This window comes from Cellulomonas sp. NPDC057328 (assembly GCF_042667215.1).
Lineage (GTDB): Bacteria > Actinomycetota > Actinomycetes > Actinomycetales > Cellulomonadaceae > Cellulomonas.
In genome coordinates this window covers 1-14,451 of record NZ_JBHUZW010000098.1, presented here as the reverse complement: position 1 = coordinate 14,451, position 14,451 = coordinate 1, and the positions used below count along the sequence as shown (strand labels likewise).

14 protein-coding genes and 2 riboswitches are annotated in these 14,451 nt (G+C 76.6%); of the genes, 3 read left to right on the top strand and 11 right to left on the bottom strand.

Annotated elements, in window-relative coordinates:
• Positions 1-63 precede the first annotated feature (63 nt).
• Entirely contained in the window at positions 64-2,343 is a 2,280-nt protein-coding gene (locus tag ACFUMH_RS15020) for an ATP-binding cassette domain-containing protein (protein WP_378207172.1), read from the bottom strand.
• Between the two features lie 181 nt (positions 2,344-2,524).
• Between ACFUMH_RS15020 and ACFUMH_RS15015 the strand changes: the two genes are divergently transcribed.
• Entirely contained in the window at positions 2,525-3,286 is a 762-nt protein-coding gene (locus tag ACFUMH_RS15015; RefSeq protein WP_378207169.1) for a MerR family transcriptional regulator, read from the top strand.
• Positions 3,287-3,335: 49 nt separating this feature from the next.
• On the opposite strand, the gene ACFUMH_RS15010 is transcribed toward ACFUMH_RS15015, so the two are convergent.
• The 5 genes from ACFUMH_RS15010 to ACFUMH_RS14990 all read right to left on the bottom strand — a co-directional run bounded on the left by ACFUMH_RS15010 (position 3,336) and on the right by ACFUMH_RS14990 (position 7,104).
• Positions 3,336-4,427 carry a DUF418 domain-containing protein gene (locus ACFUMH_RS15010; RefSeq protein WP_378207166.1) on the bottom strand — a complete coding sequence of 364 codons (1,092 nt, stop codon included), beginning with the start codon at positions 4,425-4,427 and terminating at the stop codon, positions 3,336-3,338.
• A 140-nt stretch (positions 4,428-4,567) separates the two neighbouring features.
• Positions 4,568-5,827, bottom strand: coding sequence for an O-succinylhomoserine sulfhydrylase (locus tag ACFUMH_RS15005; RefSeq protein ID WP_378207164.1), 1,260 nt, complete (start codon positions 5,825-5,827; stop codon positions 4,568-4,570).
• Complete coding sequence (locus ACFUMH_RS15000; protein ID WP_378207161.1) at positions 5,824-6,267, bottom strand: rhodanese-like domain-containing protein; 444 nt, start codon at positions 6,265-6,267, stop codon at positions 5,824-5,826. The genes ACFUMH_RS15005 and ACFUMH_RS15000 overlap by 4 nt, the downstream gene beginning before the upstream one ends.
• A gap of 4 nt (positions 6,268-6,271) precedes the next feature.
• Positions 6,272-6,374, bottom strand: a riboswitch (SAM riboswitch).
• 56 nt (positions 6,375-6,430) lie between these two features.
• Complete coding sequence (locus ACFUMH_RS14995; protein ID WP_378207158.1) at positions 6,431-6,862, bottom strand: type II toxin-antitoxin system VapC family toxin; 432 nt, start codon at positions 6,860-6,862, stop codon at positions 6,431-6,433.
• Positions 6,859-7,104 (bottom strand): type II toxin-antitoxin system VapB family antitoxin, encoded by a 246-nt coding sequence (locus ACFUMH_RS14990; RefSeq protein ID WP_378207155.1) that lies wholly within the window; start codon positions 7,102-7,104, stop codon positions 6,859-6,861. The genes ACFUMH_RS14995 and ACFUMH_RS14990 overlap by 4 nt, the downstream gene beginning before the upstream one ends.
• Positions 7,105-7,238: 134 nt before the next feature.
• Positions 7,239-7,352, top strand: a riboswitch (SAM riboswitch).
• Between the two features lie 34 nt (positions 7,353-7,386).
• Here ACFUMH_RS14990 and ACFUMH_RS14985 point away from each other — a divergent pair.
• Positions 7,387-8,847: an aminotransferase class V-fold PLP-dependent enzyme gene (locus ACFUMH_RS14985; RefSeq protein WP_378207152.1), complete on the top strand. Its 1,461-nt coding sequence runs from the start codon at positions 7,387-7,389 to the stop codon at positions 8,845-8,847.
• A gap of 54 nt (positions 8,848-8,901) precedes the next feature.
• Here ACFUMH_RS14985 and ACFUMH_RS14980 read toward each other — a convergent pair whose 3' ends face one another.
• On the bottom strand, positions 8,902-9,348 hold the full coding sequence (locus tag ACFUMH_RS14980) for a DUF2867 domain-containing protein (RefSeq protein ID WP_378207149.1): 447 nt from the start codon (positions 9,346-9,348) through the stop codon (positions 8,902-8,904).
• A 91-nt stretch (positions 9,349-9,439) separates the two neighbouring features.
• Between ACFUMH_RS14980 and ACFUMH_RS14975 the strand changes: the two genes are divergently transcribed.
• The gene (locus ACFUMH_RS14975; protein WP_378207146.1) at positions 9,440-10,528 is read left to right on the top strand and encodes a GNAT family N-acetyltransferase; all 1,089 of its coding nucleotides are present in this window, start codon (positions 9,440-9,442) and stop codon (positions 10,526-10,528) included.
• A gap of 30 nt (positions 10,529-10,558) precedes the next feature.
• On the opposite strand, the gene ACFUMH_RS14970 is transcribed toward ACFUMH_RS14975, so the two are convergent.
• The 4 genes from ACFUMH_RS14970 to ACFUMH_RS14955 form a co-directional block, all read right to left on the bottom strand.
• Entirely contained in the window at positions 10,559-11,161 is a 603-nt protein-coding gene (locus ACFUMH_RS14970; RefSeq protein WP_378207143.1) for a pentapeptide repeat-containing protein, read from the bottom strand.
• Between the two features lie 67 nt (positions 11,162-11,228).
• On the bottom strand, positions 11,229-11,615 hold the full coding sequence (locus tag ACFUMH_RS14965; protein ID WP_378207175.1) for a four-helix bundle copper-binding protein: 387 nt from the start codon (positions 11,613-11,615) through the stop codon (positions 11,229-11,231).
• A 439-nt stretch (positions 11,616-12,054) separates the two neighbouring features.
• A complete protein-coding gene (locus tag ACFUMH_RS14960; RefSeq protein ID WP_378207140.1) occupies positions 12,055-12,972 on the bottom strand; it encodes a MaoC/PaaZ C-terminal domain-containing protein in 918 nt (305 codons plus the stop codon).
• On the bottom strand, positions 12,969-14,363 hold the full coding sequence (locus ACFUMH_RS14955; protein ID WP_378207137.1) for a 3-oxoacyl-ACP reductase: 1,395 nt from the start codon (positions 14,361-14,363) through the stop codon (positions 12,969-12,971). The genes ACFUMH_RS14960 and ACFUMH_RS14955 overlap by 4 nt, the downstream gene beginning before the upstream one ends.
• Between the last annotated feature and the right edge of the window lie 88 nt (positions 14,364-14,451).

Genomic DNA, 14,451 nt, shown 5'->3' with positions numbered 1-14,451 from the left:
GGTCCCGGTCGCCCGGGACCGCGCCGTGGCGCGTCGCACGTCGGCGCGTCAGACCCCGGCGCGTCAGACCCCGGCGCCGACGAGCCCGTGCCGGACGGCCAGCGCACGCCCGGTGAGCGACGCGGGCTCGTCGACGAGCGCGGCCGGCGGCCCGCTGAACACGACCGTGCCGCCGTCCGACCCGGCGCCCGGGCCCATGTCGAGGACGTGGTCGGCGCGCGAGACGACGTCGAGGTTGTGCTCGATGACGACGACGGTCGACCCGGCGTCGACGAACCGGTCGAGCAGCGCGATGAGCCGGTCGACGTCCGCCATGTGCAGGCCGCTCGTGGGCTCGTCGAGCACGTAGAGGTCGGCGGGGGAGCCCAGCTCGATCGCGAGCTTCAGGCGCTGGCGCTCACCGCCGGACAGCGTCGACAGCGGCTGCCCGAGCGTGAGGTACCCGATGCCGACGTCCTCGAGCGCGGACAGGATCGTCGCGATCGGCTTCTCGGTGCGCTCGGTGAAGAACGCGCGCGCGTCCACCACGGACATCTCCAGCACGTCGGCGATCGACGCGCCGCGCAGCGTCAGGCCCAGCACCTCGTCGGTGAACCGGCGGCCGCCGCACGTCTCGCACGGGCTCTTCATCGGCTCGAGCGTCCCCAGGTCGGTGTAGATGACGCCGAGGCCGTTGCACGCGGGGCAGGCGCCCTCCGAGTTCGCGCTGAACAGCGCCGGCTTGACCCCGTTGGCCTTGGCGAACGCCTTGCGGACGTGGTCGGCCATGCCGGTGTAGGTCGCGGGGTTGGAGCGCCGGGAGCCGCGCGTCGTGGCCTGGTCGACGACGACGGCGTGCGGGTGCTGGCGCGGCAGGACGCCGCGGACCAGCGAGCTCTTGCCGGACCCGGCGACGCCCGTGACGGCGACGAGCACGCCGGTGGGGATCTCGACGGTGACGTCGTGCAGGTTGTGCAGCGTCGCGTGCGCGACCGTCAGCGTCCCGGTGGGCGTGCGCGGCTCCGTCTTGAGCGGCTGGTGACGGGCCATGTGCCGGCCGGTCACCGTGCCGGACGTCAGCAGCCCCGCGACGTCGCCCTCGTAGACGACCCGCCCGCCCGCGGCGCCGGCGCCCGGGCCGACGTCGACGACGTGGTCGGCGATCTCGATCACCTCGGGCTTGTGCTCGACCACGAGCACGGTGTTGCCCTTGTCCGTGAGCGCCCGCAGCAGCTCGTTCATGCGGTGCACGTCGTGCGGGTGCAGCCCCGTGCTGGGCTCGTCGAACACGTACGTGACGTCGGTGAGCGCCGACCCCAGGTGGCGGACCATCTTGACGCGCTGCGACTCGCCGCCCGACAGGGTCGTGCTCTCGCGGGACAGGCTGAGGTAGCCGAGGCCGATGTGCACGAGCGCGTCGAGCCGGTCGGCGATGTCGTCGACCAGCGGCCGGTACTCCGGGGCGTCGAGGTCGCGCACCCACCGCGCGAGCTCGCTGACCTGCATCGACGTGCACTCGGCGATGGACCGGCCGGCGACGAGGCTGCCCCGGGCGGCCTCGCTCAGGCGCGTGCCGTCGCACTCGGGGCAGGCGCCGCGCGTCGAGATGCGCTCGACGGCCGTGCGCACGTGCCCCTGCAGCTGCTCGGGGTTCTTCGTCAGGTACGAGCGGCGCAGCTTGCTGATGAGCCCCTCGTAGGTGAACGACGCGCCGCCGACGTCGACCTTCGGGGCCTTGCCCTCGGGGCCGTGCAGCAGGATGCGGCGCTGCTCGGGCGTGAAGGTGGCGACCTTGGCGTCGGGGTCGAAGAACCCGGACCTCACGAAGATCTTCCAGTACCAGCCGTCGACCTGGTAGTTCGGGAAGTCGATCGCGCCCTCGTTGAGGCTCTTGTCGGGGTGGACGAGGGCGTCCTCGTCGATCGCCGCGACCGAGCCGACGCCCTCGCACGCCGGGCACCAGCCGCGCGGGTCGTTGAACGAGAACGCCGTCGGCGTGCCCAGCGCCGGCGTGCCGAGGCGCGCCCACAGACGCCGGAGCATCGCGTACGCGTCCGTCACGGTGCCGACGGTCGAGCGGGCGTTGCCGCCCATGGGCTCCTGGTCGACCACGATCGACGCGGTCAGGCCCGTGAGCGCGTCCGCGTCCGGCTGGGCGCTCTGCGGCAGGAAGTTCTGCACGAACGCGCTGTGCGTCTCGTTGAGCAGGCGCTGCGACTCGGCGGCGATCGTGTCGAACGCGATCGACGACTTGCCGGAGCCGGACACGCCGGTGAAGACGGTCAGTCGGCGCTTCGGGACGTCGAGGTCCACGTCCTGCAGGTTGTTCTCGCGGGCGCCACGGATGGCGATGACGTCGGGCACGGCTGCTCCTCGGGAGGCGGTGGGCGGCACGGCGGTACGGACCGGCGCGGGCGCCCGAAGTCGTCGGGGCGCCGGTACCGGGGCACGACGCTTCGAGCGTACGGTTGAAGCTCCTGTGCAGGGTCCCCCGTGTACAGGTCAGGATCCGGCCGCGACCAACCCTCAAACCCTGGGAGCCGATGTGGGCGACGGCTGGCGGACGGTGGACGTCGCGCACGCCGCCGGCGTCTCCGCGCAGGCCGTCCGCCTGTACGCGGGGTACGGCGTGCTCGGGGACGTGCCGCGCGCCGCGAACGGCTACCGCGCCTGGACCGCCCGGCACGCCGACCTCGCGCTCGCCTACCGCGCGCTCGCCGGCGGGTACGGGGGCGACGTCGCCCGGTCGGTGCTGCGCGCGGTGCACGCCGGTGACGTCCGCGGGGCGCTGGCCGCGGTCGACGAGCAGCACGCCCTCCTGCACGCCGAGCGGCAGCGCCTCGACCGGCTGGAGCGGGCGCTCGCCGAGCTGGCGGACGTCCCGGGGAGCGACGACGCCCCGCGCGACGGCGCCCCGCGCGACGACGTCAGCGGCTCGCCGCCTGCCGTGCCACCGGGGGACGCGACGACGATGACGGTCGGCGAGGTCGCCGACGCCCTCGGCGTGCGCACGTCCGCGCTGCGCGTGTGGGAGGACGCCGGCCTGCTGCGCCCCGGTCGCGACCCGCGCACCGGGCACCGTCGCTACTCCGACGCGGACGTCCGGGACGCGCGCGCGGTCCAGCTGCTGCGCAGCACGGGTGCGCCGCTCGACGCGATCCGGCCGGTCCTCGAGGCCCTGCGCGTGCACGCGGACGTCGCGACGCTGCGGGCGGCGGTCGACCGGCGCCGCGACGTGCTCGACGGGGTCGCGCGCACCCGCGTCGCGGCGCTCGCCCGCCTGCACGCGGTCCTGCCCCCGCGCTGACGGGGGGCTCGCGCGACCACGACGACGTCGTCGCCGCCGCGGCAGGGCGTCAGCGTCCGGCCGGGCCGCGACCCCACCACGTGCCGCGGCGCCACAGCCACTCCAGCGGACCCTGCGCGAACCGGCGCAGCCACAGCGTCGACGCCGCCCACTGCAGCAGCACGATCCCCGCGGCCGCGAGCAGCATCCCCGTCCACCCCTCGGCGTGCGGCAGGTCGAGCGCGTACCGGGCCGCGATCATGAGGAACGTCGCGGAGACGTAGTTCGTCAGCGCCATCCGCCCGAGCGGCGCGAACGCCGCGGTCAGCACCCGCCGCGCGGGCGTCGCCAGCAGCGCGACCGTGCCGGTGACGTACGCGGCCGCCATGAGGACCCCGGTGACGCCCGACGCGTGGGACGACCACGTGTCCTCGACCTGCCCGACGTGCCACGGGACCGCGACGGCCGCCACGGCCGCGCACACGAGGAACAGCGGGCCCGCGACGCGGAGCGTCGGCCGCGCCATCCGGTCGACGACGCCGTAGCGCACGAGCGCCGAGCCGAGCAGGAAGACCCCCGGGATCATCGGCATGCCGCCCTCGAACTGCCACAGCGCGAGCGCGACGCCCGCGACGCCGCCGGCCGCCACCAGCCACCGCGGCAGCCACGACGAGGGCAGCAGGACGAGCAGCCCGAGCACGGCGTACAGGCTCAGCGCCTCGCCCGGGTGCAGGAACGCGTGGCCGACGCCGAGCGGCAGGAGCAGCAGCAGGCGGCGCAGCAGCAGCACGCGGGGGTGCGGCGCGCCGCGGCGCGTGGCGGACTCGAGGAACAGGGTGAAGCCGATGCCGAACAGCAGGGAGAAGATCGGGAAGAACCGCTGGTGCGCCAGCAGCTCGATCCACCCGCCCGGGTCGCCGAGCGACGTCGGCGGCACGTCCTCGACCGCGTACCGGAACTGCCCGACGGTGAGGAAGTTGGGCAGGAGGATCCCGCAGAGCGCGAGGCCCCGCAGGACGTCGAGGGCGGGGATGCCCCGGCGGGGGGCGGCCGCGGGCGCGTCGGCGGGCGCGGGGACGGTGCCGGGCGCGACGGTGCCGGGCGCGACGGTGCCGGGTGCGACGCCCGTGCCGGGCACGGTGCTGGAGGGAGAGGTGCTCACGCGCCCAGCCTCGCCGCCGGCGTCCGCGGGCCGCGCCCACCCGGGGGACCGCCGCCGTCCGGCGAGGTCCGTCCCCGGTGGGACGGCCCAGCCCCGCCGGTCCCCCCGAGTGCGCTCGGGGGGACCGGCCCGGTGGGCCGTCAGCTCGAGAGCGTGCTCAGCCCGCGCTCGAGGTCGGCGCGCAGGTCCTCGACGTCCTCGAGCCCGACCGACAGGCGCACCGTCGTCTCGCCGATGCCGACGGCCGCGCGCCCCGCGGCGCCGAGCTTGCGGTGCGTGGTCGTCGCCGGGTGCGTCGCGATCGACTTGGCGTCGCCGAGGTTGTTGGAGATGTCGACGACCTGCAGGGCGTCGAGCACGCCGAACGTCGTCTTCTTCGCGAGCTCGGGCGTCGCGCCGTCGGGCACGGCGAGGTCGAACGTCACCACGGTGCCGCCCCCGGTCTGCTGCCGCCGTGCCAGGTCGTGCTGCGGGTGCGAGGGGAGGAACGGGTACCGGACGCGCGCGACGGCGGGGTGCTGCTCGAGCCACGTCGCGAGCTCCAGCGCGGACGCCGCCTGGTGCCGCACGCGCACGCTCAGCGTCTCCAGCCCCTTGAGCAGGACCCACGCGTTGAACGCCGACAGCGACGGGCCCGTGTTGCGCAGGAGGGTCTGGACGGGCCCGTGGACGATCTCCGCCGGACCGAGGATCGCGCCGCCGAGCACCCGCCCCTGCCCGTCGATGTGCTTGGTCGCCGAGTACACGACGACGTCGGCGCCGTGCTCGAGCGGCCGGGAGAAGACGGGGGTGGCGAACACGTTGTCGACGACGACCGTCGCGCCGGCGGCGTGCGCGAGGCGGCTCACCGCGGCGATGTCGACGAGGTCCTGCATCGGGTTCGACGGCGTCTCGAAGAAGACGACGTCGGCGGGGGTCGCGAGGGCGGCCTCCCACTGCTCGGGCACGTGCCCGTCGACGTAGTCGGTGCGCACGCCCCACTTGGCGAGGATCTCGTCGAAGATCACGACGGTGGAGCCGAACAGCGCGCGCGAGGCCACGACGCGTGACCCCGAGCGGACCAGCGCGGCCAGCGTCGTGAACACGGCCGACATGCCGGTCGCTGTCGCGTAGCAGGCCTCGGCGCCCTCCAGCAGCCGCAGCCGCTCCTCGAACGTCGACACGGTCGGGTTGCCGTAGCGCGAGTACAGGAACCGGTCGACGTCGCCCGCGAAGCCCGCCTCCGCGTCGGCCGCGGACCCGTACGCGTACCCCTGCGTGAGGAAGAGGCCCTCGGACAGCTCGCCGAGCTCGCTGCGCACGAGCCCGCCGCGCACGGCGAGCGTGTCGGGCCGCAGGGCGGCGCGGTCGGTGCGGCGGTCGTCCCAGTCGCGCGGCCCGGGGACGCGGCGCGCGCTCACGGCTGCACCCACGGCAGGCCGGCGGCGCGCCAGCCCTCGTGCCCGCGGTGGCCGTCGGGCCCGGTCGCGCCCTCGAAGCCCTCGAGGACGTTGTACGCGGGCCCGTACCCGGCGGCGGTCGCGGCCTGCGCGGCGCCGATCGAGCGCTGACCCGACCGGCAGAGGAAGACCACGGGCCGGCCGTCGCCCGGCGTGACGCCGGTGGCGGCGAGCTGGTCGAGGAACCGCGGGTTCGGGCGTCCCGTCGGGTACGACACCCACTCGACGAGCGCCGCCTGCCGGCCGAGCGCGCGCAGGTCGGGCACGCCGACGTAGCGCCACTCGGCGTCCGTGCGGACGTCGACGAGCACGGCGTCGGGGTGGCCGTCGAGCAGCTCCCAGGCCTCCGTGGGCGTGACGTCGCCGGCGTAGCCGTCGGCGGGACGTGGTTGCACGGTCATGCGTCCTCCATCGGTCCTGGCGGTAGCACCCTCGTCCGGGCCCGTGCGGGTCCCGCGGGTTGCTGCGGCGTCGTCGAGCCAGATCTCTCGGCCGCTCTGGATGGTCGTCGGCGATGCTACGGCAGCGGCGCAGGCGCGCGCGGGCCGTCTCACCCCGGCGCGGTCACCCCGTGACGGCCGGACGCCAGCGCAGGCCCGGGAACCGCGCGAAGTCGCGGTCCTGCGACACCCACGTCGCCCCCAGCTCGACGGCCACGGCGGCGTGCTGGGCGTCGGCGACGAGGCTGCCCCGCGCGTCCGCGGCCCGGCACAGCTCGGCGACGACGTCCCAGTGCCGCGGCCCCGGCAGGACGCGCACGACGTCGGGGTGGCCCCGCAGCGCGTCCACCTGCGCGAGCGCCTCGGCGAGCGGCGTCGGCCGGGCGAAGACGCGGGGGTGGGTGAGGACACGCACCGTGCCGCCGAGCACGGCGTCGGTGAGCCCCACGGTCTCGGGGCCGCCGACGGTCCGCTCGAGCCACCCGCGCAGGTCGTCGTGGCGCGGGGCGTCGGCGCGGAAGGCCCCGACGAGGACGTTCACGTCCGGGAGGATCACCGCCCCTCCATCGCGTCCAGCAGGGCCGCCGAGTCGTCGAGGTCGACGCCGGGCAGCAGCCCGCCGGTGCCGGACGGTGCGACGACGTACGGGGCCCGCGCGCCGGCCTGCTCCGCGCGGTGGCGTGCGAGCGCGGCGCGCAGCGCCTCCTCGACCACGGACGTCACCGTGCGTCCGGTCGCGGCGGCGGTGGTCCGGACCTCGCGGTAGAGGTCGTCGGGGATGTTGAGGGTCGTCCGCATCGCCGGAGCATATCCGCATATTTGTGACGCACATCGCTGCCCTTCCGCAGCGGTGAGACCCCGCGTCTCGCATGGAGAGACCGCCCGCGTGTCCGCGTTGACACCTCCCGGCGCCCGCGCCGATCCTCGACCCAGGTCATGAGCGCCAGCGCGAAGCCCCGGCTCGCTGGCCGGCAACCCTCCTCCGCGGTGGGGTGCCCCGGGTGACGACCTGGCCGCGCACCGTCCGGTGCCGGCAAGCGCGGGACCTCCCTGCCGGGTCCCCGGGTCCAGGAGGCTGCCATGACGACCATCACCGAGCTGCTCGCGTGTGCCGACGAGGTGTCGGGCACGTCGTCCGCCGCCACGACGCCCCCGACGGGCGCGCGCGCCACGGCCGGGAGCGGGCCGCTGCTGCCCGTCGTCGGGGCGTCCACGACCGTCCCGCTCGTCGACGGCACGAGCCGCACCTACGCGAACCTCGACTGCGCGGCCAGCGCACCGGCGCTCGAGCCGGTCGCCGCGCGCGTCGCCGAGGTGCTGCCGCTGTACGCGTCCGTGCACCGCGGCGCCGGGTACCTCTCGCAGGTGTCGACCGCGCTGTACGAGGCGTCCCGCCAGGCCGTGGCGCGGTTCGTCGACGCCCGCGCGGACGACGTCTGCGTCATCACCCGCAACACGACCGACAGCCTCAACCTGCTCGCCGGCGTCGTGCCCGACGGCGGGCGCGTGCTGGTGCTGGACGTCGAGCACCACGCCAACCTGCTGCCGTGGGTCCAGCGCGGCACGGGCGCCCACGCGGGCGAGTCGCGCACCGCGACGGTCCTCGCGCTGCGGCCCACGGTCGCCGCCACGCTCGACGCCCTGCGCGACGAGCTCGCGCGCACCCCGTACGCGCTGCTCGCGCTGACCGGCGCGTCGAACGTCACGGGCGAGGCGCTGCCGCTCGACGACGTGGTCGCGCTCGCGCACGCCGCGGGGACGCGGGTGGCCGTCGACGGCGCGCAGCTGGTCCCGCACCGCGGCTTCTCGCTCGCCGCGACGGACGTCGACTACGTCGCGTTCTCGGGGCACAAGACGTACGCGCCGTACGGCGCGGGCGCGCTCGTCGGCCGACGGGACTGGCTCGACACGGGCACGCCGTACCTCGCGGGCGGCGGCGCTGTCCGCGACGTCCGCACCGACCGCACGCTGTGGCAGCCGGCGCCCGCACGGCACGAGGCGGGCTCGCCCAACGTCATCGGCGCCATCGCGCTCGCGCAGGCGTGCGAGACGCTCGCCGAGCTGCCCGCCGGCGCCCTCGAGGCGCACGAGCAGGCGCTGCGCGCCCGGCTCGTCGAGGGCCTGAGCGCGGTCGACGGCGTGCGCGTCGCCCGCATCTGGCCGGACTCCCCGGACCCGGTGGGCGTCGTCACATTCACCATCGGCGACCTCAACCCCGGCCTCGTCGCCGCGTACCTGTCCGCCGAGCACGGCATCGGCGTGCGCGACGGCCGGTTCTGCGCGCACCCGCTGCTCGCGCACCTCGGCGCGTCGCAGGGTGCGGTGCGCGCGTCGATCGGCGTCGGGACGACCGCCGAGCACGTCGACCGCCTGGTCGCCGCCGTCGCGGCGCTCGTCGACCGCGGCACCCAGGCGGGGTACGAGGTCGTCGACGGCTGCTGGTCCGTCGTCGACGACACCCGCCCGCTCGTCGAGGTCCGCGGCCTCGACCACCTCGCGGCCACCGCTGCCGCCGCCTGCGGGCCGGCCGTCGACGACTGAGCGGCGCGACCCGCCGACGTACCGTCACGCGGCACGTCGGCGGACCGCCCCGCGTCAGCGGGCCAGCCGGCGCGCCGCCCGCCGCAGCATCGCGGTGACGACCAACGGGTGCACCGGCTGCACCACGGCGAGGTACAGGCGGCCGCGCCACCCGTGCAGCCGGACGGCCGTCGTCACGCGGACCAGCCGCGCCTCCGGGTCGACCGCGACGCCGCAGCGGAAGTCGAGGTGGACGTCGTCGTGGGCGATCAGCGCCTCCTGGCCGACGACCCGGTCGACGGCGAACGTGTCGCGCGGCGCCGCGGGGATCCGCAGCAGCGGAACGAGCGCCTGCCGCACCGCGAGCGCCGCCAGCACCCAGCGCGGCATGGCGGCGAGGGAGAAGACCGCGTCCGCCCAGATCGCGGGGTCGGTCGGTGCGCCCGCCGGCAGCGGCACGATCGCGGCGTCGGCGAAGTCGGGCGCGGGGACGTCCCGCAGGGCGAGCGACCAGGGCGTCATGGGTCCTCCGTCGTGGGTGTGCACGCCACGCTAGAGCGGCGCACCTGAGACGACGCCGAGCGGGTGGCGGCGCGCGTGCCACGCTCGACCCATGGAGCACGACCTCGTCCTCTCCGGCCACGGCGTCCGGCTCGTCCCGCTGCGCACCGAGCACGCGGCGCCGCTGCTCACGTGCACCGACGACACCGTGTGGCGCGGCATGACGTCGCCGACGCCGCGCACCGCGGCCGACATGGAGCGGGTGGTCGCCACCGCCCTCGCCGCCCCGGGCCGGTACCCGTTCGCGGTGCTCGACGCGGCCGACCGGGTCGTCGGGTCGACGTCCTTCTACGACGTCGACCGCACCGTGGGCCGCCTCGAGGTCGGGCACACCTGGTACTCCCCGGAGGTCTGGGGCACGCACGTCAACCCGGCCTGCAAGCTGCTGCTCATGACGCACGCGTTCGAGGAGTGGCGGGTCGCGCGCGTCGCCTACCGCGTCGACGAGCGCAACCACCGCTCGCTCGCGGCCGTCACCAAGCTCGGCGCGGTCCCGGAGGGACGCCTGCGCGGGCACCGCCTGCGCCCCGACGGCACGCGCGGCGCGTCGATGTACTTCTCCGTCCTCGCCGACGAGTGGCCCGCCGTCCGCGACCGGCTGCGCGCCCGGCTGGCCGGGCAGGCGGTGCCGGACGACCGCACGCACGTGCTGCTGATCGGCGGGCGGTCGGGCGTCGGCAAGTCGACGGTCGCCGCGGCCGTGCACGACCTGCTGACCGCGCGGGACGTCCGCCACGCGGTCGTCGAGGGCGACGCGCTCGACCTCGCGCACCCGGCGCCGTGGGAGCACGGCGTCGCGGCGGCCAACCTCGCCGACGTCTGGCGCCGCTACCGCGCGCTCGGGTACCGGCGGCTCGTCCTCACCAACACCGTCAGCGTGCTCGAGGCCGACGTGCTCGCCGCGGCCGTCGGTGACCGTCCGCACGTCACGTCGGTGCTGCTCACCGCGTCGGACGTCACCGCGCACGAGCGCCTGGCGCGGCGCGAGCGCGGCGCGTCGCTGGCCGCCCACGTCGCGCGCTCGGACGCGGCGGCGGTGCGGCTCGAGGCCGAGGCGGCCGCGGACGTGCACCGGGTCGCGACGGACGGGCGGGACACCGCGGACCTGGCGGCGGAGGTGCTGCGGCTCGCCGGCTGGTGAGCCGCGAGCGGCGTCGCACGCGCGCCGCGGTCAGCCCACCCGGATGCGCAGGTGGGCCGCGAGCAGCGGCGCGAGGTCGACGAGCTGGTCGGGGCTGACCGTCGCGCCGGCGAGCCCGCCGACGCCGTCGACCGCCTCGCGCAGCCGCGCGCCGCGCAGGTCGACGTCGGTGAGGTGCGCGTTCTCGACGTCGAGCCGGCGGACGTCGCAGTCGACGACGGTCAGCCGCTTCACGCGCGCGCCGGACAGGTCGAGGTCGCCGAGCATGACCCGCTCGAGGCGCACCTCCTCCACGGTCGCGCCCCGCAGGTCGAGGTAGTCCACCTTGCCCCCGACGACGTGCACGCGCAGCCACTCGCCGCCCGACACGCTCAGCGCCCCGAGGCGCACGTCGGTGAGCGTGGAGTCGCGCCACGTCGAGGAGGGCGCGCGCACGTCGCCCGCCTGCACGGCCGTCCACGTGGTGTCGAGCAGGCGCGCGTGGTCGAGGCGCAGGCCGTCGGCGCGGCAGTCGACGAGCGCGCACTCGAGGAAGCGGGCGCCCGACGCGTCGCGGCCCGCCAGGTCGAGGTCGGTGAAGGTCAGCGCGTCGAGGTCGGCGTCGGGCACCAGGTCGTCGGCGGTCGCGTCCACACCCGGGAGCGTGCCACGGGCCACCGACAGGCGGCCAGGCCGGCCGGCGCGGCCGACCGCGCGCCGGTCAGGCCATCGACGCGAGCAGCGCCCGGCAGGCCGCCTCGCAGCGCCGGCACGCCTCGGCGCACACCCGGCAGTGCTCGTGCATGCCGGCGTGCTGCTCGCACTCGTCCGCGCACTGCCCGCACGCGACCGCGCACGCCTCGAGCAGCGCGGCGACCAGCTTGAGGTCGGGGTCGGTCTGGCGGCTGAGCACCGCGGCCGTCGCGGTGCAGACGTCGGCGCAGTCGGCGTCGGTGCGGATGCAGGCGCGCAGGTCGGCGACGTGCTCCTCGCCGAGGCAGGCGTCGGCGCACGCGGTGCACGTCTGCGCGCAGGCCAGGCACGCCTCGATGCAGGCGACCAGCTCCTCCGCGGGGGCGAACGGGTCGCCGGGGTAGGTGTCGACCATCTGCCGCACGGTGCTCACGGTGCCTCCTCGGTGGCCCGCCGCGGCCGGCGTCCCGGCCTGGGGACGACGAGCACGCCCGCCACGCTAGGCGCAGCGGGCCCGACCCGCCCGACGACGCCGCACACCCGCCGACGCCAGGCCCTCACCGCGGCGCCGAACCGGCCGTCGTGCAGCGTCGCGGGGCGCCGGTGCCGCGCAACGGCCGGTTCGGCGGCTGGTGCGCTGGACGAGGCCGCCGACCCCTGGCCGACCCGTCGAACCGGCTGTCGTGCAGCGTCGGCCGGCGGCGGTGGTGCGCAACCGTCGGTTCGTCGGCTGGTGACGTGGATCAGGCCGCCGACCTCCGGCCGGCGCGTCGAACCGGCCGTCGTGCAGCACCGCGGGGCGGTGGTGCTGCGTAACGGCCGGATCGGCGAGGTCGTCGCCGGTCGGACGGCCGCTAGAGGAGCCGGGCGACCGTGCCCAGGACGTGGGGCTTGCCGGTGCGCGGGTGCCACGCGGCCAGGTCGTACCCGCCCGCGTCGGCGGGACGCGTGCTGACCGCCACGGTGCCCGGCAGCAGGACCGGCTTCACGAACTCCACGGACCACGCGAACGCCTCGCCGCGCACGGCCCCCACGTCGGCGAGCAGCCGCGACGCCGTGTACATGCCGTGCGCGATGGCCCGCGGGAACCCGAACGGCCGGGCGCTGAGCGCCGACAGGTGGATGGGGTTGCGGTCACCGGACACGGCGCCGTAGCGGCGGCCCGTGCCGGCGTCCAGGCGCCACGTGCCCGTGGGCGCCGGCGGCACGAACGTCGGGCGCTCTGCCGGCTCCTCCGTGCCGGCACCCGTGAGCCGCAGCCCGGGCGCCAGGTACGTCGACACGCCGCGCCACGCGACGTCGTCGCCCCGGCCCGCGTCGCCCGCACCGCCGCGCACCTCCACGACGAGGTCCACCTGCGTGCCGCGCGCGTGCGGACGCATCCCCTCGGCGTGCGCGCGCACGGCCAGCACGTCGCCCAGCAGCAGCGGCCGGCGCTGCTCGACCCGGTTGGCGAGGTGCACCATCCCGAGCAGCGGCAGCGGGAAGTCGTCGCGGACCATGAGCGCCGTCGCGACGGGGAACGCCAGCACGTGCACGTACCCGGCGGGCAGCGCGTCCGTGCCGGGCTCGCCGAGCAGCCGCTGGTACGCCGTCAGGTGCGCGGCGTCGACGCGGACGCCGTCGACCGCGTGCACGACGTCCGGCAGCGGCGCCGACACCCGTCGCGACCCGCCGCGCAGCGCGAGCCGCGCCGCGCCGGCGGCCGCCCGCCCGTACAGCCCGCCGAGCCCCGGCACGGCCGGGAGCCGCACCTCCCGAGGCTCGCTCACCGGCCCACCATGTTCTGCCCGCACACGCGCAGCGTGCGCCCGACGATCCCGCCCGCGGCCGGCGAGGCGAGGAACGCCACCGCCTCGGCGACGTCGACCGGCAGCCCGCCCTGCTGCAGCGAGTTGAGCCGGCGCGCCACCTGCCGCGTGACGGCGGGGATGCGCGCGGTCATCTCGGTCTCGATGAAGCCGGGCGCGACCGCGTTGGCGGTGCCGCCGAACGGCGCGAGCAGCGGCGCGGTCGCGCGGACCATGCCGATGACGCCGCCCTTGCTGGCGGCGTAGTTGGTCTGCCCGCGGTTGCCGGCGATGCCGGACGTGGACGCGAGCGCCACGACCCGCGGCGCGTCCGCGAAGTCGCCGGACGTCAGCAGCGCCTCGTTGATGCGCAGCTGCGCGGCGATGTTGACCGCCAGCACGGACGCCCACCTGTCGTCCGACATGTTGGCGAGGAGCTTGTCGCGCGTGATGCCGGCGTTGTGGACGACGACGTCGAGGCGGCCGTGCCGCGCGCGGGCGTGCTCGAGGATGCGCTCGCCCGCGTCGTCGGCGGTGACGTCGAGCTGCAGCGCGGTGCCCCGGACGCGGTTGGCGACGGCGGCGAGCTGCTCGCCCGCCGCGGGGACGTCGACGGCGACGACCGTCGCGCCGTCGCGCGCCAGGACGTCGGCGATCGCGGCGCCGATGCCGCGCGCGGCGCCCGTGACGACGGCGACCCGGCCGGCGAGCGGCCGGTCCCAGTCCGTCGGCAGCTCGCCCGCGTCGGAGTCGACCTCGAGCAGCTGCCCGTCGACGAACGCCGACCGCGTCGACAGCAGGAACCGCAGCCCCGCGACGACGCTGGGCGCCGTCACCGGCACGTCGGCGGCGACGACCAGCCCGTTGCCGGTGCCGCCGGCGCGCAGCTCCTTGGCCAGCGAGCGCAAGAACCCGTCGACGCCCTGCCGGGCGGCGGCGACCGCGGGCGCGTCCGTCTCCAGCGCGGGCCGCGAGACCGTCACGACGCGCGCGGCGGGGCGCAGCGTCTTCAGCGTCGACGCCGCGGCGAGCACGGGCGCCGTGAGGTCGTCCGGGTGCGCGACGTCGGTGAGGACGAGCACCACGGCGGCGTAGCGCACGTCCGGCGTCGGGTGCCGGTGCACGTCGAGGTCCCAGCCGTCGAGCACGACCGGCGCGTCCGGGCGGGGGGACGCCGGGCCGCCGGCGGGCGACGAGAGCAGCGTCGCGACCGCGTCGGCGTCCGGGCCGGTGCCGAGCACGAGCACCGGCCCGTCCACGAGCGGCTGCCCCGGGCGGTAGCGGCGCAGACGTGCGGGGCGCGGCAGGCCGAGCTGCTGCGCGAGCTTCTTGGTCAGCCCGCTGTTGACGAGCTCGAGGTACGTGTCGGTCATCGCTGCTCCTGCGTCGGTCCGGGCCGGCGGGTGCGCCGCGGGCGTCGGGAGAAGGGGGCCGGGCCGCACGCCGCCCGGGGGGTGGCGG

What these genes read in the sequence shown, in the direction of transcription:
- ACFUMH_RS15000 (WP_378207161.1), bottom strand. Translation starts at nt 6,267, where the DNA reads ATGACCGTGCAACCACGTCCCGCCGACGGCTACGCCGGCGACGTCACG.
- ACFUMH_RS14990 (WP_378207155.1), bottom strand. Translation starts at nt 7,104, where the DNA reads ATGCGGACGACCCTCAACATCCCCGACGACCTCTACCGCGAGGTCCGG.
- ACFUMH_RS14985 (WP_378207152.1), top strand. Translation starts at nt 7,387, where the DNA reads ATGACGACCATCACCGAGCTGCTCGCGTGTGCCGACGAGGTGTCGGGC.
- ACFUMH_RS14980 (WP_378207149.1), bottom strand. Translation starts at nt 9,348, where the DNA reads ATGACGCCCTGGTCGCTCGCCCTGCGGGACGTCCCCGCGCCCGACTTC.
- ACFUMH_RS14975 (WP_378207146.1), top strand. Translation starts at nt 9,440, where the DNA reads ATGGAGCACGACCTCGTCCTCTCCGGCCACGGCGTCCGGCTCGTCCCG.
- ACFUMH_RS14965 (WP_378207175.1), bottom strand. Translation starts at nt 11,615, where the DNA reads ATGGTCGACACCTACCCCGGCGACCCGTTCGCCCCCGCGGAGGAGCTG.
- ACFUMH_RS14955 (WP_378207137.1), bottom strand. Translation starts at nt 14,363, where the DNA reads ATGACCGACACGTACCTCGAGCTCGTCAACAGCGGGCTGACCAAGAAG.